The following is an 18,922-nucleotide window of genomic DNA, read 5'->3' on the forward strand; positions in this document are numbered from 1 at the left end:
TCAGCACTTCGCCAGTGCCGTCAAGCGGCGTACGACGTGGTGGTCCCTGTCGAAAGCCTTGCGCAGGCCATCACAGGTCCATTGCGCGGCCGACGGGGACACCGGCCGACCCAAGTCTGCCGAGAGCAGGTGGTAATGCGCGGCGGTCCAGAGAATGTCCGGATGGCTGGGAGGCAAGATCTCCTTCCGACACTTCAGGGTCTCCTCCAACAGCGGGAGAGCTTTCCGGAATTCGTGCAGAGCGACGAGACAGAGCGCCAGATGATGGGCTGTGTCGAGGGTGTGCTGGTGGCGGAGACCGAGGTGGTCCCGTTGGAGACGGTAGATGTGCAGGCCAAGTTGATAGGCCTCTGCGGGGTCCTGCGGTGTCTGGAGCCGCGCCAGATGGCTTCCGGTGAGCATCGCCGGCCGGCTTTCCTGGCCGAAGAGTTTGCACTGTTCCAGCCAGGATTGTCGGGCAAGCTGGCATGCGTCGGAGTGGTGGCCCTTGGCGCCGAGATCGAGCGCGCAATACACCGAAGCGGTCAGAGTCCTGGGATCGCTCGGGCCCAGCTCTCTCTCCCTTTCCAAGTAGACCTGCAAGTTGAGTCGCTCGGCGTCTTCATAGTGCCCACGTCCGAAGTGGGCGCGAGCCAGCACTGACATCACCACAAGGTCCTCGGCACGATGTTGTGCGAAGTACTCCGCCCATGCCATGCGGAGACTGCCGAGGCCGTCGATGGCCTCCCTGTATCTGCCGCTGTCCACCAAGTAGCCATATGTGTCAAGCAGAACTTTGCGCCCAGGTTCCGTGCGGATATTCGCGGGATTGACAGCGAGGACGGAAGGAGAGACCAGCGCCCAGTCGCCCCATGCTCCCTCTGGCGCGGCACGCTCTGGCACCGCTGCCACCAACAACTGTTCCGCCAATGATGAGGCGCTCGCCTCGTCTTCGGGGCGGGCAACGAGCAGATCGCGGATGACCGCGCCACTGATCTCATCGAGTTTCGCCGCCCCGGTTTGTAAAATCATCAACCCTCGATCGCGGAGACCTCCCAGTCTGCGATGCAGGTCGCAAATGGTCAGTAGGTACGGTGCATCCGACTCCGACACTTCCCATCGGTCCCTCCTCAACGCGCGGGTGGGAAACGGATCGGGGCCGAGAACGGCCAGTGCGTGAAGGAGATGAAGCATCCGCCGGTCTTCCTCGGCTCCGGCTGCAAGCGCACGCGTTGCTTTCGACAATCGGCCTGCCAGCGATCCCGGAAAATCGGATGAGCGATACCCACTGAGGATTTTCGAGGCGCTCGACTCCAACTGTTCCAGCACCTGCTCCGGCGTCATGCCACTCGTCAGCCAAGTCGCTGCGTTCTCCATGGCAAGCGGCAGGTCGTCCAACGCACCGGCCAGGCGCATGGCGTCGGCTTCCGTGAGTCCGTGGACCTGTGTCCTCAGAAGACGCACCGATTCCTCTCGGGGGAGGACCGGAACCTGGATCACCCGAGCGATTCTGTGCCAGGTCCCTGTGTCGGCCCGTGAGGTGATCAGGACCTTGGTCTCGTCCCGGGGCAGATACCGGACGACGTCTTCCGGGTCCGACACCCCGTCCAACACCAAAAGATGAGGGCCCGATCTTCCTCTGACGGTGGTCAGGCAGGCGGCAATCCGTTCGGCCGAATGACCAGAACCGGAGGTCGCCATATCGATCCAGCTCACATCCGCGTACCGATATTGCTGCCGATACGCCAGTTCGCTGCTCATCACCGTCTTCCCGATGCCCACTCGCCCGTTGAGCACGACCGGTACGCCGTCATCTGCCCGGTCCAGATATCCGGGAAGTGTGTCGTCCACCAGCTCGGTCCGTCCGAGAAAACTCGGATCGCGGCGCGGGAGCGCAAAACTCTCGTTCATCTGTGCAGGCCCCTGAGCCACTCGCTGTTCGCCTTCAGATACCGCAGGTTGACCCATTCCTGGGCGAGGCGGTCTTCGCCGCACAACAGCGCGGTCGCCATGGCATGGTGCGAAGGATCGAGCCACCGCACTGGGTCGATTGCCTGTTGCGTCGTAAGACGCCTCTCCTTGCGCGGCAACGGGGTACCGATGTTCAGCAGTGCGTCATAGAGCCCGACCGCAGGGAGCACTTCGGGGAGGTCTTTGTCCTTGAGGGCCTCCTCGGCAGCCGCCGCCGGGATGGACAACCCGGTCGGGTCGAGGTCACCGAAGTAGCGGATCTTCGCGATCTTGCCGAGTCGGAGCATCTTGATACTGGCGAGTGAGGCCAAGAACGCACTTCCCATCCCGCAGGCCACGTAGCCGACTGCGTGGCCCTTTACCCCGTCCAACGCCTCTATCAACGACCAGCACGTGGTGACGTTCTCCACGATCAGGAGAATGTCACCGTCGCCGATGCGTCCGTAGCAACCATCGCTCTCCACGATGAGTCTCTCGGTGATGATCTGAGGCGGTGCTGAATACATCTGCAACAGTTCGTACAGAGCTTCCCGGTCAGAGAAGAACAGGCCGCCCAACTCGTCGAACGCCTTTTCCTCGGCATCGAAGCATCCCGAGTAGGTTCGACTGCCGAAGATGTCAAGAGCACGCTCACGTTTCGGTGCAGGTGTCATGTCGGGTTCGGACAGGAACCAGCTGTTGACCGCACGATAGCCAATCCGCGTTCTTGGGGCAGCGCTGTCCCAGTACTGGGCCACCTTGCGCATCCTCGGATGCAAGGGAGGAAGCGGCTCCCGCACCTTCTTCGCGGACGGGTTGGTGGGAAGCACCCACACTCCTTTCGGCAACGGAACCTTCTCCCCGTCGTCGCCCTTCATCGCGGTGATGGTCCCGTACTCGTACAGCTCGTCCAGATGACGGCGCAGAACCACCGCTTCCAGTTCGTCCTCGACCTTCGGACGAGGCACCGTACGGAAGGCGCGGCGCAGGTCTGGCAACGAGACGCTGGTCTTGCGTGTACCGTCCCATTTCTTCCGCGAACGGGCGTGCTCGTACAGCGCGTTCAGCAGCTCACGCGCGGGACGACTCAGATCGGTCAACGCTCTCTTCCTCGCGGTCTTGGTCGTGGTTGTGCTCCGCATCGGCACGGGCGTGGTACCTGATGGATGTGATCACCGGGTTCTCACCCTCCTCAAGAGGCTCAAGAAGATGCTTTCTCCCCTCGCCCACGACGGTGAGATACATGCGGTGTGCTCGCAGGTCGGCGTCATTGCGCAGACGGATGACGAGCGGGAAGGAGTCAAGGACCGCGAGATCGTTCAGCCCTGTGGTGTAGACGAGTTGGACACCCAGCGCACGGGCGACCGACTGCTGAAGCCTCAGCAGATAGCCGGCCGAGGCGCGACCGATCGGGTTGTCCAGGAACAGCACGCCCGAGTTCCGGCGGTGCTGCACCCTGCCTTTCTCGTTCGCGCGCAGCGCTGCCATGGTGCAGTAGAGGACGATGGCCGCGGTCAGCACCTGGCCGCCTGAGAAGATGTCCTTCATGGCCGAGACCGGCACCCGCTCCGTCCGCAGAACGGCGTCCGGTTTGAGGATCCGTACTCGGAACCCCTTGGGGGCCACTGCTTCGGTCACGCCGCGTAGCAGCAGCGCCAGACCGTCCCGTTTGATCTCTTTCCCGCGGATCAGCGCTTCGGCGGTCTCGTCCACGACGGTACCGAGCCGGTCCTCCAGCGCCTGTTCGGAGACCTCGGTGAAGCGGATCCGCAGGAATTCCTGCTCGGACCACTCCTGCAACCCCTTGGGCAGTCGGGAGAGATTCTGTGCCCGCTTCAAAGTCCGCAGCGCCTCCTGCACTTGCTGGCACAGTTGGAGCACGATCTGCCGGCGGTGCCGTTCGATGGAGTCCAGGTCCACGGTGAGGCTACGCAGTCTGGGTCGGAGGTTGTCACTCCATTCAGCCGCCCGTGCCGGCAGTTCGGCACGAGGACAGGACTGGATCACAGTGCGGCTGGGGGAGGACAACTCTCCGAACCGGGCGTCCGCGGCGAACCCGACCAGTTGGTCGGTCAGCGTCCGTTCCTCGGCGAGTGCCGTCTCGACCTTCGTCCCGATCCGGTCGTACTCGGTCTTCAGCACGGTGTGCCGATCTCGGGCGGCTGACACACCGCCCTCGTACGGCACGTCGTCTTCGCGGGGTTCACCTGACCGGGACAGGACGGTGATCAGGTCCGTGAAGTTTTTGGCGGAGGAGCGCAGAGCGACGGCGGCGCTCTCAGCACGCTCGCTGTGGTAAGTGAGTTCGCGCCGGATGCGCCCCGCTTCATCCCGATCGTGTTCCGCCGCCTCGATCAGGCGCATGCCGTGAATGACGTGCAGAGGTGGGCCGTAGGGAGCGAGATGCACGTCGGTGAGCGGTTCCGGAAAGTCTTTGAGGACCGCTCGGTGTTCCGCGATACTCGCGTCCGCCCCGGCCAGTGAGACCTGGCAGTCGGAGACCGCCTGTTCGGCACGGCGTTGAGCGGCGGCCCGGCTCGCGCCGTCCACTCCGTCAGGACCGTTCAGCAACGCCCGGGCGGTTGCTCGTGCTTCGGGCGAATCGTTCTCCATCTCCCGCGCGGCGTCCGTCTCGCGTTGTTCGGCCTGACGCATGTCGAGAAGGAGATCGGCTCCGACTGATGCGCGTTCGTACTCCATGGCCGCAGCCTCGTAGGCACGGCGCAGTACGGGGAGCGGTTCCGCCGGAACCTCCGTCCTGCTCTCAGCAACAGCGTTGGCGCCCGGAAGCTCATCCAGTTCGCCGGTTATACGGTGTGCGGAGCCGGTCAGACGGTCCATCGTGCGTACGTGCTCGGAGCTGGCGGTCCGGTGACTTCTGGCGGCCGTTTCTGCCAGTTGAGCGGCCTCTCGTGCTCGAACCTCCGCTGTCCGAGCCTGGTCCACGGCGGTCTGCCAGTCGGGAATCCGCTCCTCCTGGCCGGCCAGCGCACGCAACGCGGACTTACGGGCCTCCAGTGCCAACTGCGCCGTACGAAGCGGCGGAATGGCTTCGCGGATGGACTTGAGGCGGGCGGCCGCGAGCTCACGCTTCTCGGTCTGCTCGGTCAGCGCCTCTTGGGCATCGTCGCGAGCCTGCACCCGGACGGTGATGATCTCGCGCAGCTCGGCGAGCTTCCCTTCAGGGAAGTCCGCCCGCCACTCCTCAAGGCGGTTGAGCAGCGAGAGGAACATACGTTGCCGAGCGTCCAACTCGGCGATCCGCGCGCGATGTTCGTCATGGCGACGACCGAGGGCAAGCCGCTCCTCCGAGGCTGCCCTCTCGTCGTACAGCGCCGGATGCGGAGGCACCACGAAATCCAGCCCAGAGAGTGATGCATCGGGTTCGTGCATGTCCGTGGTGGTCCCCAGCGCCACCAGCGTGCTGGGCCACAGCTTTCGGGCGGCCAGGATCTCCGTTGCCCGCGTCGTCTGTTCGGGGTCGTTCAGGAGTACACCCGTGACCAGATGCGGCACGCGCTCGATGAGTGCACGGCGCTGTTCGACCCGGGGCAGACCGGCGAGGTAGTCCCAGCCGGTATAGGTGTGGACACCGGCTTCTCGCAGTGTCTCGCACGCTTCCGCTGCCTCCGGGGAGGGCGGCAGCAGTTCGTTCGTCTCCAGCGCGAGCCTGGCCCGTTCGTCACGGGCCATGGCGATACGGATCTCGGTTCTCGCCACATCCGCGGCGTCACGTCGCTGAGCGAGCTTGCCGACCAGCCTGGGAGCGTCCACCTCCAGGTCGAGACGGTCGATGTCCAGGAGCGCGAGCGGCTGGATTTCTGCTTCCAACGCACGGGTACGCTCGTCGGCTCTCGTCCAGTCGCGGCGGGCCAGATCGAGAGAGTGCCGGGCCTCGGCCAAAGTCTGCTCTGCGGCTTGGCAAGCCCGGTGGGAAGCATCGTGGAGCTCCGCCGCGTCCTCGGCGGCGGACTCCTGCCGGGATATCTCCTCGGCGTTCTTGCGGGCCTCCTCCTCGGCTTGCCGCGCGGCGTCACGAGCCGTCACGCCGTCGCTCAGCAGACCGTCGCGCACGGCGTCTGCGAGGGCATCCCGCACTTCCTGGATACGAGTGTCGAGCGCCTTGGCCTGCGCTTGGTGCTCGGCAGCCAGGCCGACGGCCGCGTTGTGCTCGGTCTGAGCCTGCTCGGACAGCGCGCGTTCGCTCTCCGCCTGCTTCTGCGCCGTCGTCGCCTGCTCGGTGAGGCTCCGTGACATGGTGCGGAGCGCTCCGACGAGAACCTCCAGCGCGGCATCCCGGGCCTGCAGTGCCGGAAGGGCGGCCTCCTCGGTGCGCCGGACCAGCTCACGCAACCGGTTCGCGTTGGCGATCGCCTCCAGGCTCTTGGCCAGGCGGGGTACGACCTTCCAGGCGCGTTCGGTCTCCTGCGCTCGGTCCCACGCGGCGCGCGCCCTCTGTTGTTCCTCCTCGGCTTCGGCCAGCTTCAACAAGGCTGTGAGGCGGCCCAGTTCACGAGCAGCGGCCACGAGCTTCTCATGGTGGAGCACGGCCCGCCGCAGGTCGCCACCAAGGCGTTTGGCAACGTCTTCGCTCGTCTTCGCGGCCTCGGCCTCACGGAACGCGCGTACTTTGACCGAACGGACAAAGGCGTCCAGCGTCCTCCTCGCGACCCGCTGTTCTTCCTGGGCGGTGAGAGCGGCGGTATGGATGCCAGCCAGTGGTTCGAGGAACTCCAGTGCGCCGGCCACGAAGTCCCGTTCCAAGGTCAGCGCACCACGCCTGCCGAGCTTGTCGCCGTAGGAGTTCAGCAGGTTGGCGAGATCCTGGGCCGGTCCGGTGGGCACCACGGCCGACAACAGGAACTCGACGAAGGCGGCGTCGCTGGCGAAGGAGAAGACGTCGGCCGCCTCACCTTCCCCGGCGTTCATCGCCCGTTGGTAGCGGAAGAGTTCGGGGTCCAAGCCGAGGTCCGTGAGTCGTTCGGTCCACTCCGACTGAACGCGGAAATGATCGAACTCAAGTTCAGGATCTCTGCGTTGGGCCTCGTCGAGTTCGCCGATGAAGTCGGCCAGCCGCAGATATCGTCCGTCCTCGGCCACGGGAAGGGTGTCGAGTGTGGTCCCCCGTGCAGGGCGGAAGTGGTACCAGCGCTCCATCAAGTTGGACGCGTCGGAAGTCGCTTTGAGGTGACGCCACTCGGAGACTTTGCCGGTCACCAGCCGACGCCCGCTTCGGGTGTGTGTCCACTCCAGCGCGATGTGGGCCACATCGTTGTCGAGTACGAACCCTCTCAGCGTACGAGGATCACGAGCACCCACTACTTGACGTTGTCCGGGCAACAAGACCGAGAAGATCAGCTTGATCAGTACGGACTTGCCGCCGCCGTTCTCGAGGAAGAGCACCGTGGCCGGAGAGGGGCGCCGGACAGGTTGCTCTTCCCTGACGCTGAACAAGGTGGCGGGGCGGTCGGCGATGGGATCTCCGACGCCGCTGAAGTCCAGGAGAACGTTCTCGTAGCGCGCCGCCTTGGGCCCGACGGACTGCAGGAGCACTCGGGACAGCTCATACATCCTCCGGGGCCTCCGCCAGGGTTCCGGGACCGGTCGTCACACCCATGGGAAGGACCACGCCCAGCGCCACCAACTCCTCGAAAGCGCTGGTGGCCGCAAGTTCGCGCACCTGAAGCTGGTACCGCCGTGTGGTCTGAAAGACATCCTCGCCGGCGTTCTTCATCGGCGTCAGGAAGCCTTGCTCGGCAAGGAAGTTCAGGGCTCGGGACACCATGCCCTTGGTGGTGTTCATCGCTCGACGCTTGTCCTTGGTGGGGAATGCCTCGGGCCGGTTGGCATACGCGTGCCACGCCAATTCCAGTTCCGGTGCGTCACTGGGTACGTCAGCCGACTCCTCACGGGACGCCGCTTTCTCCCGCAACCGGTCGCAGGCTTCGCGAACGACGGCGTCGACCACATCGACACTGACCCTGCCGACGTACTCGTCCTTGGCGAGGTCGTCCGGCCGGGGAAAGGACACCGCCGCGATGGCAAGGTGGATGATGCCGTGCAGAAAGCGCTCGGCGTAGCCGCCTTCCTTCTGGGTGCGGCGGGCGTAGGTCTCCATCCTCGTCTCGAAGGGAGAGCCTCCGTCGGCCGCGATCGCGAGGCCGATGTCTTCGTGTTCCCCCAGCACTCTGAGCCCCAGACCGGTGGCGATCCGTCCGGTCAGGGTTCGGAACGCGCCATCGTGCCGGTAGCGGCGCAGAAGCTCTCGATAGGTGTTGTCGCGACTTGGCAGCAGCCGAGGGCGCATCGCGAAGGCGAGCAACTGCGCCGCTTGTTCGGCGTCATCATCCGTGAAGCGAGGTCTCATCACCGAACTCCTCGTGCCGAGCCGTACCGGGCTCTTCTGATCCTGGAACGACTGGCCTTACGCCTGCTTTCGTGAGCCACAGTTCGTCGCCGCCGAACTCCGGATCGTGCAGCGGATCCCCGGTAGGCACGGCGATCAACACCTCAGGTACGCGCTCACGAACCGCGTCACCGACGGGCGGATTGAAGGCGTGCGCCGCCCGATGCATCACCAGCCGGGCGACCTGAGGCTCAAAGCGATGCGCAAGTGTGAGCAAGTCGCTCAGCGACGCCGAGCCACCAGGAAGGGAGAGGATCTCGCTCGCTAGCCTAAAATGTTCGGGAGTAAACAATTCGCGTTCCGGGATGGGATCGACTTGCGGCTCCCGGACCTCGCCGGCGAACCTCTCGGGCTCAGACGGCTGTTGCAGGAGGCGCCCTACAAGTGACGACAGCGTGAGAACTTCGGGGGGCGCCGGGGCGACCGCCCCCCGGAAGAAGTCGTACACCGGCCCGAGTGCTTTGCCCACGGGAAGTCCGAGTAGCGGCACCAGTAGTTGCCCGTGCAAGTGCAGCGCGGCGCGCTGCGGTTCGCCGGAGAACAGCTGACGGTCCTGTTCGGAACGGAACTGATCGCCCGCTTCCTGTACGGCTTTCTGAAGCTGCATATGACGGCGGATGCAGTCGCGGACGATCTCCACGAGTTCCGCTGCCCGCTGCTTCTGGCGCGGATCGTCAGAGTCGTCCCGGGCGGCGGTGATGTTGGTCAGAATTGCGTGTTCCGCCGTGTAGCGCCCCTCGATGTGCATAAGAGCGTCCAACAGCAGGTCTGGTACCACCCGCTCCCAGTCCACGGTGCGCACGTCGCGACGGGTGGCGTCGAGGTAGCGACGCAGGGTCTCTCCGTACTGGACCGTGCGGTACCTGGCCTGTTCTGCGGCGAGTTTGGCGTCGGCAAGCCGCCCGCGTCTGATGAGGTTGTCGAGTTTGACCTCGGCTGCGATCTGCGCGGACTCCACATCCGTGTCCAACGCTCCGACGAGTACGTTGATGGCCTCGTCGGTGGCTCGCAGCGAAAACCCGTCGGGTGTCGACTGTTCCACCAGCAATTTGAAGTCGAATTCGAAGCGGTTGTAGGTTCCTTCGTCGCCGACGAGCCCATAGGGCCAGGAGAATCCACGTTCGATGGTGCCGACATTGATCAGCCGCTGGAGCACCCAGTCGGCCACTGAGGCGTGCTCGGCGTCACCTCTGTCGGGCGCCTGAGCCGCGACGAAGTGCTTTACCTGCTCAAGTACCTTGGCGTGCTCGGCTCCGGCGTCGAAGTCCATCGCGATGGTGACCTGATCGATCGTGTGCAACGCGATTTCGGCCATGTGATAGACCCTGGCATCCGCCCAATCCAGCGACGCCTTGCGCTGATCCAGCGCCTGCAACGGTGCCGTACAAGCCAGCGCCTTGACGCGGCGAACCAGTCCTTCATCAGGCAAGTGAGGCGGGTGGGACAGATCGTGATACACAATCCGTCACGCTAGCACCCCCTACAGCACCATATCTGGAGATCTCAGAATATCCGGCTCGGCAACTCCCGTCACTCCACAATCGAGCCGCATGGCCGAAGTTCATCGCTCGCGAACTGATGTTTGGGTGGGTCCTGCATTCGGATTCCACCATTCCGCTGCAAGCCGAGCCAGATGAATCATTACCGGGCCTGGCGTCAATAGGGCCTTGGATTGACGGGGACAGTCGACGTTTTCAACGTCGATACCGAGAGCGGTGGTGTGCGCGGGGTGAGCCCTTCGCCGTTTTCGGAAAGAGTGCGGGTCGCGACGGAGGGAAGGGCACTGCGAGCACCTGGCGTGGCATTCCAGCACGCGACGCCACAGTCTGTCCGCCTCTGCGCGAGCAGGTAGCCGCGCCTATCTTTACCCCGGCGATCTGGGCCCGCACGGGCTGGTCGTCGGAGACCATCGGTGGTCAGACGTTGCGGATTACAGTGGCGGGTTTTGTGTCCTGGGCGTCGATGAGGGCGCGGATGTCGTCCGGGTCCGAGGTCCAGATGATGGCGCCGAGGCTGGCTGCCATGGTCACGACGGTGGCGTCGACGATGTCGGAGGTGCCGGCCTTGCCGCAGAGGATGCCTGCGGTTTTGGCGGTTTCGAGGCCGACGGGTACCACGTGGCACCCGGCGAGGAACTTGCCGAGTCTGACCTGGCGGCGGGAGTCCCGCCATGCCTGGCTGACGACGACGGACGGGATGTGGATGTCCCGTCCGTCGTCCAGGGCCAGGCTGTGGCGGGCCCACATGCGCCGGTCGTCGTTGTCGATGGCAATAAGTACCCCGGCGTCGTACAGGTAGGGGATGTTCACGCGGCCGAGGCTCCCGAGCTGCTGAGGTACTCGGCGTCGGCGGCGGCCAGGTCTGCGCGGGCGGCGGCGAGCTCTTCCGGGGTGAAAGCGCCGTGTTCGGCCTGCCACTCCTGGATGACGGCGCGGCCGGCCCGCAGGCGCAGCTCGCGTTCGGCTGCTCCGGCGACGAGGCGGGAGAGTGGGATGCCTTCTTCTTCGGCGGCCCCGGCCAGGGCTTCAACCAGGGATTCGTCGAGAGTGATAGTCACCTTCTTGGTAGCCATACATCAACCATAGCGCGGTATGGCCTTCGATGCTGATGCCCGGATCGCGGTGGGGAGAGCGGAGGGCGTGAAGCGCATCCATCGGGCAGGGGTTTGCCGACTCGATGACCCGCGGGACTGCGAGTGAGGCTGGGCCCACATTCGCCGGAAAGGGCGGATTGCTGATGAATTTCTTGCTCGGCCGTGAGGTGGAGGTGCACGGTTTCGAGCACGGGCCGGGCGATGGATCGAGGCTTGGGTGGCGAGCGTTTTCCGAAGGTGCAAGAGGGATGTCCGGGACCGGAAACGCCATGCGGCCCGCGCCCCTTGACGCGGCGGTCCAGTCTCCGGAGGAAGTAAGACCAGATGCTTGCACGCGGGCCGCGTAGAGGGAGGGGCTCAAGGGGCGCCCGAGCTGCATGGTGCTGGGATAGACCTCCCGTGCTGGGATCGTGCTGGGATGACCCCCTCCAGAACCGAGTTTCCGCAGGTGGGAGCTCTGCACAATGGATTCCGCTTCAACGTCTGCCCCACATCGACAGGGGCCCGGCTCTTCGGAGTCGGGCCCCTCGTTCTTGTTCCGATGCGTTCGAGGGTGAAGTAAGATTCGATCTACGTAAGAAGCTGTCTACGTTAATCATCCCGGGGTGGGCCATGGAGTTCCGAGGTCGGACCGGAGATCTTGAGCTGCTTGCCGGGCAGTACCGGACCGTGGCGGAGGGCGGTGGAGCCACCCGCGGGCGGGCCGTGATCATGACCGGGCGGCGGCGGGTGGGGAAGTCGCGGCTGGTGCAGGAGTTCTGTGATCGGTCGGGGGCGCCGTATGTGGTGTTTCAGGCGACCCGGGGGCGTAACCCTGTGACGGAGCGTGCCGACTTCGCCGCCACCCTCGCGCAGTCGTTGCTGCCGGGGGCGGAGCTGGTCGCCGGGCTTCAGGCGCGGGACTGGAATCAGGCCCTGCGTTCGCTGGCGGTCGCGGTGCCCGATGACTCGCCCAGCATCGCGGTGATCGACGAGGTGCCCTGGCTGGTCGAGCAGGACCAGGAGTTCGAGGGCGCGCTCCAGACCGTCTGGGACCGGCATCTGTCCGCCAAGCCCATGCTTCTGGTGTTGGTCGGCAGTGACACGTCGGTGATGGAGGCGCTGCAGTCGTACGGGCGACCGTTCTTCGGGCGGGCGGCCAAGATGACCGTCCAGCCGTTGAATCTCGCCGATGTGCAGGCCATGACCGAGCTCGACGCGGCAGGCGCCGTCGATGCACAGTTGATCACCGGCGGGTTCCCCGAGATCGTGCAGTCGTGGCGGCCGGGCATGGGGCGTACGGACTTCTTGCAGGCGTCGGTCGCCAATCCGCTCTCGCCCCTGCTGGTGGCCGGTGAGCTGTCCCTGCTGGGCGAATTCCCCGAGGCCTCGCACTCGCGGGCCGTACTGGAAGCGGTCGGCAGCGGTGAGCGTACGTTCAGCGCGATCGCGGCACAGGCCGGCGGCGCCGGCGCGCTGCCGTCCGGCACGCTCTCCCCGCTGCTGGCCACGCTGCAGGCCAAGCGAGCCCTGGCCGCCGACCTCCCCCTGTCCGCCAAGTCGGACAGCAAGAACAAGCGCTACCGGATCGCCGACCCGTATCTACGGTTCTGGCTGGCCTTCCTGGCGCGCGCGATCCCGCTCATCGAGCGCGGCCGGGGCGACTTGGCGCTCGAACGCATCGAGCGGTCCTGGACCACTTGGCGCGGGCGGGCGGTCGAGCCGCTCGTCCGCGAGTCCCTGCTGCGTCTGATGCCCAATGACGAGTGGCCCGGGACCGAGGCCATCGGCGGCTGGTGGAACCGTCAGAACAACCCGGAGGTCGATCTTGTCGGGGCAGACCGCGAGCCGGTGGCTCAGCGGGTGCACTTCGTCGGGTCGGTGAAGTGGCTGGAGACGCAGCGCTTCGGCCGCCATGACTACGACGCCCTGGTACGCGACATGCTCGCCGTCCCCGGAACCACGACGGACACCCCACTGGTCGCGGTCTCCCGCTGTGGGGTGTCCGATGGTCTGCCGCTCGCCGCGCACTGGGGGCCCGACGACCTCGTACGGGCGTGGAGTACGGGTGTGCAGTCCTGACCTGCCGTACTGGCCTGCCGTACAGACGTTCCGTACAGACCTGCCGTACAGACGTGCAGTACTAGCGCGGCGGGACCGGGCGGTCGTAGACGTTCTTCGGGGTCACGATTTCGGTGATCTTCTGGGCGAGGACCGAGGACGGCTCCTTGCCCTTGTAGGAGATGTCGGTGTTGAGGAGGAGCACCAGGGTGGCCTTCTTCGACGGCAGGTAGACGGTCACGCTCTCGTACCCGGGGATGGAGCCGTTGTGGCCGATCCAGCCGTCGGAGTTGAAGATGCCGAGGCCGTAGCTCGTGCCGGGGAAGCCGGTCGGCAGCGTCTTCAGCCGCTCCTTCTGGGACTGCGGGCTGAGCAGCGTCCCGGTGGCGACGATCTTGGCCCACCGGCGCAGGTCGTGCAGGTTCGAGATCATCGCCCCGGCCGCCCAGCCCCAGCTGGGGTTCCAGTCCGTGGAGTCCTCGACCTCGCCGCTCAGCGTCTGGTTGGTGTAGCCGCGGGGGTGCGGCTCGGGGAACTCGGCGTCCAGGGGGAACAGCGTGTGGCGCAGGTGGGCCGGGCGGAGCACCCGCTTGTCGATGAAGTCGACGAGGTTGTGCCCGCTGACCTTCTCGATCACCAGGCCGAGAAGGACGAGGTTGCTGTTGGAGTACTGGAACTGCTTCCCCGGCTTGAACGTGTTCTTGTGCTTGAAGCCGTACGCGAGCACCTCCCGCGGGGTGAACGAGCGGGTCGGGTCGCTCAGCAGGTCGTGCACGAAGTCCGGGTCGGCGCTGTAGGGGAACAGGCCGCTGCGCATCTCGGCGAGATGACGCAGCGTGATCCGCTTGCCGCCCGGCACGCCGTGGATGTACTTGGAGATCGGGTCGTCCAGGCGGATCCGTCCGTCGTCGACGAGCTTGAGCAGCGCGGTGACCGTGAAGGTCTTGGTCTCGCTGCCGATCCGCATGTACGGGTCGGTGGTCATCGGCCGGCCGGTGGCGGTGTCGGCGACCCCGGTCGCGCGTACGTAGCTTCCCTTGCCCGGCATCCACAGTCCGACGATGACACCGGGGATGCCGGCCTCCCGGCGGACGTCCGCGATGGCCTTGTCCAGCCGGGCTGTCAGCTTGGGACCGAGGCCGTTCGACGGGCACTCGTCCTTGTCGTGCCGGTCGCCGCCGTGCACGTTGACACCGTGCCCGTTGACACCGTGCGGGCCGGCGCCGTGCGGGTCGCAGTGCCGGTTGCCGTCGTACGGGCCGCCGCCGTGCCGGTCGACGCCCGCGGCGTTGACCGCCGTGGCGGGAATCGCCGTCATCGGCGCCAGCACCGACGCCACGAGGAGCGCCGCGGTGAACAGCCGTCGGGAGGGGGTACGTCGCATGTCGGGGCGCCTCTTCCAGGTCAGGGGCTCGGACGGCAACGTCACCACCCGGACCCCGGGCGGAGGTCCTCGTCGGGTAATCGTTCCGGCGAGTCCACTCGTTCGGAGCCACCCAGGTTCCGGCGCGGACCGCGACCCGCGACCCGCGACCCGAGTGGCTCCGGTCCGCGGCACCGTCCTCGCCCGGCCAAAGGGTGGGAACCGCGCGGACGCTTCCGTACGTTGAAGGGTTGACGAGGGAAGCCAGGAGGTTCTCATGGCGTACGGGCCCTACGGCGTGGCTGTGCCCGCGCCGGCTTCGCGCGGAGAGCGGTTCAAGAACGCGGCCCTGCTGGTGGGTGGCTGGGTCGCCCTGCTCTGGGTGCTTGAAGCCATCGACGTGGCGAGCGGCCATGCCCTGGACACGTTCGGCATCACGCCGCGGGAGTTCGGCGAGCTGCGGGACATCGTGCCCGCCGCCTTCGTGCACTTCGGCTGGGACCATCTCGCGGCGAACAGCGTGCCGTTGCTCCTCCTCGGTTTCCTCGCCGCGCTGTCCGGGATCGGCCGCTTCCTCGCCGTCGTCACCGTGACGGTCCTCGTCAGCGGCCTGGGTGTCTGGCTCACCGCGTCCGAACACTCCATAACCGCGGGCGCGTCCGGCGTCGTCTTCGGCCTCTTCGGCTATCTGCTGGTCCGCGGCTTCGTGGACCGCCGGATCGGTGACGTGGTCATAGGACTCGTCGTCGGCGCGGTCTACGGCTCGATCCTGTGGGGCGTACTGCCGACGACGACCGGAGTCAGCTGGCAGGGGCATCTCTTCGGCCTCATCGGCGGGGTGGCCTCGGCGTTCGTGTTCCGACGTCCTCGCGAGGCCCGCGCATAACCGACGTGCCTTGGCCGACCGGGCGCCCGGCCCGTCCGGCGTCCGGCGCGACTGTCGGACCCCCGTGGAAGGATGTCCGCTCATCGCGGCGTACGGCACACGAGGGGCGTCATGGCGGAGGGTGAGGGGGCGGTCGACAGCCCCGTACCGGTGGGGCGGAAGACCCGTACGGTCGTCGGGAGGGCCGAGCGGCTGCGCGGGCTCGCGCAAGGAGTGCTCGACGATCACGTGCGGGCCCTCGACCAGGTGCGTACGGCGCTCGCGCCGGTCCTCGCCGAGCTGGTCGCCCAGGAGCTGGAGGGCATCCCGGTCTCGCGCCTGAAGGACGTCACGGAGGGGCGGCTCAGGCTCGGGGCCCTTGAGGCGGCGGGGCTCGGATCGGTGCGCGGCGTGTTCGACGCGAGCCGGTACGAGCTGCGGCAGATACCGGGCGTCGGAGCCCAGACCGCCGACCAGGCGCTCGCCGCCGCCCGGCAGATCGCCCGCGCGGTCGAGGAGACCGTGTCCGTACGGATCGACGTCGACCACCCCGAACCGCGGACCACCGCCCTCGTCATCGCGCTGCGTCGGCTCGTCGAGGCCGGACCCGAACTGCGCCGGGCCGTGGACGCCGCCACAGAACTCGACCGCAGGTTCAAGACGCTTCTGGAGGCGGCCCGTCCGGCCACCGGGCGGCTGCGGATGGCCCTCACGGGCAGGGCGAGGCGGGAGAGCGCCCTCGCCGCCGTCGCGGAACTCCGCGCGCTCACGGGCGATGCCGTCGCCAGGGGCGTACCGATGCTGCTCACGCAGGCGTCCACCGACCTGCTGCGGGAGTCCGCGTCCGACGCCGAGGCGTGGGTGGACTTCGAGCTGCGGGCCCCGGAGTACTACAGCCAGCTCGCCGAGATCGCCGGGAGCGCGCCCGACGTCGAGGCCGCCGAGGGGTTCCTCCCCGCCGAGGTCGCGGACCGGGTGCACGCGCAGGGGCTCGACGACACGCACCGGCGGGTCTCGCTCCGCGGATACCAGTCGTTCGGCGCGCGGTTCGCGCTCGCCCAGCGCCGGGTGGTCCTCGGCGACGAGATGGGGCTCGGCAAGACCGTCCAGGCCATCGCCGTGCTCGCGCATCTCGCAGCCGACGGGCACAAGCACTTCCTGGTGGTGTGCCCGGCGAGCGTACTGATCAACTGGACGCGTGAGATCCGCTCCCGCAGCACCCTGCGCGCGGTGCCCGTGCACGGCCCCGACCGGCTGGACGCGTACGCCGAGTGGCGCGAGCGTGGTGGCGTCGCGGTGACCACGTTCGACGTGCTGCACAACCTGCCGGACCCGGACCCGGACCCGGACCCGGCGAAGGGTGCGCGGGGACCGAAGGGCGCGGGGAGGGCGAAGGGCTCGCTCGACGCCCCCGCCGCGCTCGTCGTCGACGAGGCCCACTACGTCAAGAACCCCGACGCCCGTCGCTCCCGGGCCGTCGCGCACTGGTCCGACCGGTGCGAGCGAGTCCTGTTTCTCACGGGCACGCCGATGGAGAACCGTGTCGAGGAGTTCCGCACTCTCGTCCGCTACCTCCAGCCCGAGCTGGTGCCGAGGATCCAGGGCAGCGACGCCGTCGCGGGACCGCACACGTTCCGCAGGTCCGTCGCCCCCGCCTATCTGCGGCGCAACCAGCAGGACGTGCTCACCGAACTGCCCGCGCTCGTCCAGGTCGACGAGTGGGAGGAGTTCAGCGCCGCCGACCATGACGCCTACCGCGAGGCCGTCGCCGCCGGGAACTTCATGGCGATGCGCAGAGCCGCGTACGCGGACGCCGAGAAGTCGGCGAAGCTCCAGCGGTTGCGCGAGCTCGTCGCGGAGGCCGCCGTGAACGACCTGAAGGTGGTCGTCTTCTCCTACTTCCGGGATGTCCTCGCCACCGTCCAACAGGCCGTCGGTGAAGGGGTGTTGGGGCCGCTGGCGGGCGGTGTGCCCGCCACCCGGCGGCAGCAGCTCGTCGACGAGTTCGCGGCCGCGCCCGGGCACGCCGTGCTGCTCTGCCAGATCGAGGCCGGTGGTGTCGGGCTCAACCTCCAGGCCGCGTCCGTCGTGATCCTCTGCGAGCCGCAGGTCAAGCCGACCCTGGAGCACCAGGCCGTCGCCCGTGCCCACCGCATGGGCCAGGTCCGTTCGGTCCAGGTGCACCGGCTGCTCGCCACGGACAGCGTGGACGACCGGCTGTTGCGGATCCTGGAGAGCAAGTCCCGTCTCTTCGACGCGTACGCCCGGCGCAGCGATGTCGCCGACGCGACGCCGGACGCGGTGGATGTGTCGGACGGGACGATTGCTCGGCGGATTGTGGAGGAGGAGCAGCAGCGGTTGGCGGCGGGGTGAGGTTGTGTTTCGCCTGCGGGCCCGGTGGGGGCTGGTCGCGCAGTTCCCCGCGCCCCTTAAAAGCAAGGGGCTACCGCCCCTCAAAGACGAAAGGCCGGGGCTACCGCCCCTAAAGACAAAGGCCGGGGCGGTAGCCCTGGCCTTTCGTCTTTAGGGGCGCGGGGAACTGCGCGACCAGCCCCCACCCACCCGCACCCGAGTCACAACCCGAAGACCTACGAACGTGCGAGCCCCGATTTCAGGCCCGCCCCGCACAGGGGCACGACAGCCGTACGGGCGCCCAGCGCCCCATTCCGTACGGCCGCCCAGCAAGCCACCCCCGTCGACTCCACGTACAGGCCCTGCGAGGCCAGATCCCGCTGGGCATGGCGGATCTGGTCCTCCGTCACGGTGAGGAACGTGCCGCCGGACTCCCGGACCGCGCGCAGGATCTGCCGGGCCCGGGGCGGCCGGGGGATGGCGATGCCCTCGGCGAACGTGGGGGCCGCCGGCGTGACCCCGACCAGGTCGTCGGCGCCCTCGTGCCAGGCGTGGGCGAGCGGGGCGACGGCGGCGGACTGGACGGCGTACAGGGCGGGCCGGCGGTCGATCATCCCGGCCGCGTGCAGCTCGGCGATCGCGAGGGACGCGCCGAGCAGGAGCGTGCCGTTGCCGACGGGAACGACGATCACGTCCGGGAGCCGGCCGCCGAGGTCCTCCCACAGCTCGTGGACGTACGTCTTCGTGCCGTGCAGGAAGTACGGGTTGAAGACGTGCGAGGCGTAGAACGTGCCGTCTGTGCCCGATGCGTCCGCCGCCTCCCGGGCCGCCCGCGCGGCTGCTTCCCGGCCGCCCGGGACGACTTCGAGGCGGGCCCCGTGCGCCCCGATCTGCTCCAGCTTCTTCGCGGACGTGCCCTCGGGGACGTAGACCGTGCAGGGCAGTTGGGCCCTGGCGCAGTACGCGGCGACCGCCGTGCCCGCGTTGCCGCTGCTGTCCGCGACGACCCGGCCCGGCCGCAGCCGCAGGGCCAGTTCGGCGAGCAGGACGGCCCCGCGGTCCTTGAAGGAGAGCGTCGGCATCAGGAAGTCCAGCTTGGCCGAGACGCCGTCCTTGAGCGGGACCAGCGGGGTGCGGCCCTCGCCGAGCGACACCGACGGGGACGACAGGGGCAGGCACTCCGCGTACCGCCAGAGGGAGTTCACCCTGCCCGCGAGGGACTTGAGGGAGGCGGGCGTGGGCGCGAAGTCCAGGTCGAGCGGGCCGCGGCAGACCGGACAGCACCACGCGAGCGAACCCATGGGGACGCGCGTGCCGTCCACCGGGCAGAAACAATCCGGCAAGGGAGTCATGTCGGCAGGTTAGATGCACCGA

The 18,922-nt window shown here is 67.3% G+C and carries 12 protein-coding genes; 3 read left to right on the forward strand and 9 right to left on the reverse strand.

The features are described 5' to 3' along the window. The 7 genes from ACIBEI_RS12630 to ACIBEI_RS12660 all read right to left on the reverse strand — a co-directional run bounded on the left by ACIBEI_RS12630 (position 1) and on the right by ACIBEI_RS12660 (position 10,907). Complete coding sequence (locus ACIBEI_RS12630) at positions 1–1,890, reverse strand: tetratricopeptide repeat protein (protein ID WP_398887919.1); 1,890 nt, start codon at positions 1,888–1,890, stop codon at positions 1–3. Continuing rightward, entirely contained in the window at positions 1,887–3,029 is a 1,143-nt protein-coding gene (locus ACIBEI_RS12635; RefSeq protein ID WP_398887921.1) for a hypothetical protein, read from the reverse strand. The genes ACIBEI_RS12630 and ACIBEI_RS12635 overlap by 4 nt, the downstream gene beginning before the upstream one ends. Continuing rightward, positions 3,001–7,500 (reverse strand): hypothetical protein, encoded by a 4,500-nt coding sequence (locus ACIBEI_RS12640; RefSeq protein ID WP_398887923.1) that lies wholly within the window; start codon positions 7,498–7,500, stop codon positions 3,001–3,003. The genes ACIBEI_RS12635 and ACIBEI_RS12640 overlap by 29 nt, the downstream gene beginning before the upstream one ends. Continuing rightward, complete coding sequence (locus ACIBEI_RS12645) at positions 7,493–8,296, reverse strand: hypothetical protein (protein WP_398887925.1); 804 nt, start codon at positions 8,294–8,296, stop codon at positions 7,493–7,495. Before ACIBEI_RS12645 ends, ACIBEI_RS12640 begins: the two co-directional genes overlap by 8 nt. Next, positions 8,274–9,794, reverse strand: a complete 1,521-nt coding sequence (locus ACIBEI_RS12650; RefSeq protein ID WP_398887927.1) for a hypothetical protein — start codon at positions 9,792–9,794, stop codon at positions 8,274–8,276. The genes ACIBEI_RS12645 and ACIBEI_RS12650 overlap by 23 nt, the downstream gene beginning before the upstream one ends. A 457-nt stretch (positions 9,795–10,251) precedes the next feature. After that, on the reverse strand, positions 10,252–10,644 hold the full coding sequence (locus tag ACIBEI_RS12655; protein ID WP_398887929.1) for a PIN domain-containing protein: 393 nt from the start codon (positions 10,642–10,644) through the stop codon (positions 10,252–10,254). Next, positions 10,641–10,907 (reverse strand): hypothetical protein, encoded by a 267-nt coding sequence (locus ACIBEI_RS12660; protein WP_093779986.1) that lies wholly within the window; start codon positions 10,905–10,907, stop codon positions 10,641–10,643. Before ACIBEI_RS12660 ends, ACIBEI_RS12655 begins: the two co-directional genes overlap by 4 nt. Before the next feature lie 633 nt (positions 10,908–11,540). Between ACIBEI_RS12660 and ACIBEI_RS12665 the strand changes: the two genes are divergently transcribed. Beyond that, the gene (locus tag ACIBEI_RS12665) at positions 11,541–12,989 is read left to right on the forward strand and encodes an ATP-binding protein (RefSeq protein WP_398887931.1); all 1,449 of its coding nucleotides are present in this window, start codon (positions 11,541–11,543) and stop codon (positions 12,987–12,989) included. Between the two features lie 61 nt (positions 12,990–13,050). On the opposite strand, the gene ACIBEI_RS12670 is transcribed toward ACIBEI_RS12665, so the two are convergent. After that, the gene (locus ACIBEI_RS12670; protein WP_398887933.1) at positions 13,051–14,352 is read right to left on the reverse strand and encodes a serine hydrolase domain-containing protein; all 1,302 of its coding nucleotides are present in this window, start codon (positions 14,350–14,352) and stop codon (positions 13,051–13,053) included. Between the two features lie 256 nt (positions 14,353–14,608). Between ACIBEI_RS12670 and ACIBEI_RS12675 the strand changes: the two genes are divergently transcribed. Continuing rightward, positions 14,609–15,217 carry a rhomboid family intramembrane serine protease gene (locus ACIBEI_RS12675; RefSeq protein WP_398887936.1) on the forward strand — a complete coding sequence of 203 codons (609 nt, stop codon included), beginning with the start codon at positions 14,609–14,611 and terminating at the stop codon, positions 15,215–15,217. 111 nt (positions 15,218–15,328) lie between these two features. Further along, positions 15,329–17,569, forward strand: a complete 2,241-nt coding sequence (locus ACIBEI_RS12680) for a DEAD/DEAH box helicase (RefSeq protein WP_398888322.1) — start codon at positions 15,329–15,331, stop codon at positions 17,567–17,569. Positions 17,570–17,784: 215 nt separating this feature from the next. Here the strand turns inward: ACIBEI_RS12680 and ACIBEI_RS12685 are convergent, their stop codons facing one another. Beyond that, complete coding sequence (locus tag ACIBEI_RS12685; RefSeq protein ID WP_398887938.1) at positions 17,785–18,900, reverse strand: threonine synthase; 1,116 nt, start codon at positions 18,898–18,900, stop codon at positions 17,785–17,787. Positions 18,901–18,922 lie beyond the last annotated feature (22 nt).

Origin of the sequence: Streptomyces sp. NPDC050988 (assembly GCF_044456225.1) — a bacterium.
In the GTDB taxonomy this organism is placed as follows: Bacteria; Actinomycetota; Actinomycetes; order Streptomycetales; family Streptomycetaceae; genus Streptomyces.

Bases quoted from the DNA above. Each gene is read 5' to 3' on its own strand.
- ACIBEI_RS12630 (WP_398887919.1), bottom strand. From the start codon at position 1,890: ATGAACGAGAGTTTTGCGCTCCCGCGCCGCGATCCGAGTTTTCTCGGA.
- ACIBEI_RS12640 (WP_398887923.1), bottom strand. From the start codon at position 7,500: ATGTATGAGCTGTCCCGAGTGCTCCTGCAGTCCGTCGGGCCCAAGGCG.
- ACIBEI_RS12645 (WP_398887925.1), bottom strand. From the start codon at position 8,296: ATGAGACCTCGCTTCACGGATGATGACGCCGAACAAGCGGCGCAGTTG.
- ACIBEI_RS12660 (WP_093779986.1), bottom strand. From the start codon at position 10,907: ATGGCTACCAAGAAGGTGACTATCACTCTCGACGAATCCCTGGTTGAA.
- ACIBEI_RS12665 (WP_398887931.1), top strand. From the start codon at position 11,541: ATGGAGTTCCGAGGTCGGACCGGAGATCTTGAGCTGCTTGCCGGGCAG.
- ACIBEI_RS12670 (WP_398887933.1), bottom strand. From the start codon at position 14,352: ATGCGACGTACCCCCTCCCGACGGCTGTTCACCGCGGCGCTCCTCGTG.
- ACIBEI_RS12675 (WP_398887936.1), top strand. From the start codon at position 14,609: ATGGCGTACGGGCCCTACGGCGTGGCTGTGCCCGCGCCGGCTTCGCGC.
- ACIBEI_RS12680 (WP_398888322.1), top strand. From the start codon at position 15,329: ATGGCGGAGGGTGAGGGGGCGGTCGACAGCCCCGTACCGGTGGGGCGG.
- ACIBEI_RS12685 (WP_398887938.1), bottom strand. From the start codon at position 18,900: ATGACTCCCTTGCCGGATTGTTTCTGCCCGGTGGACGGCACGCGCGTC.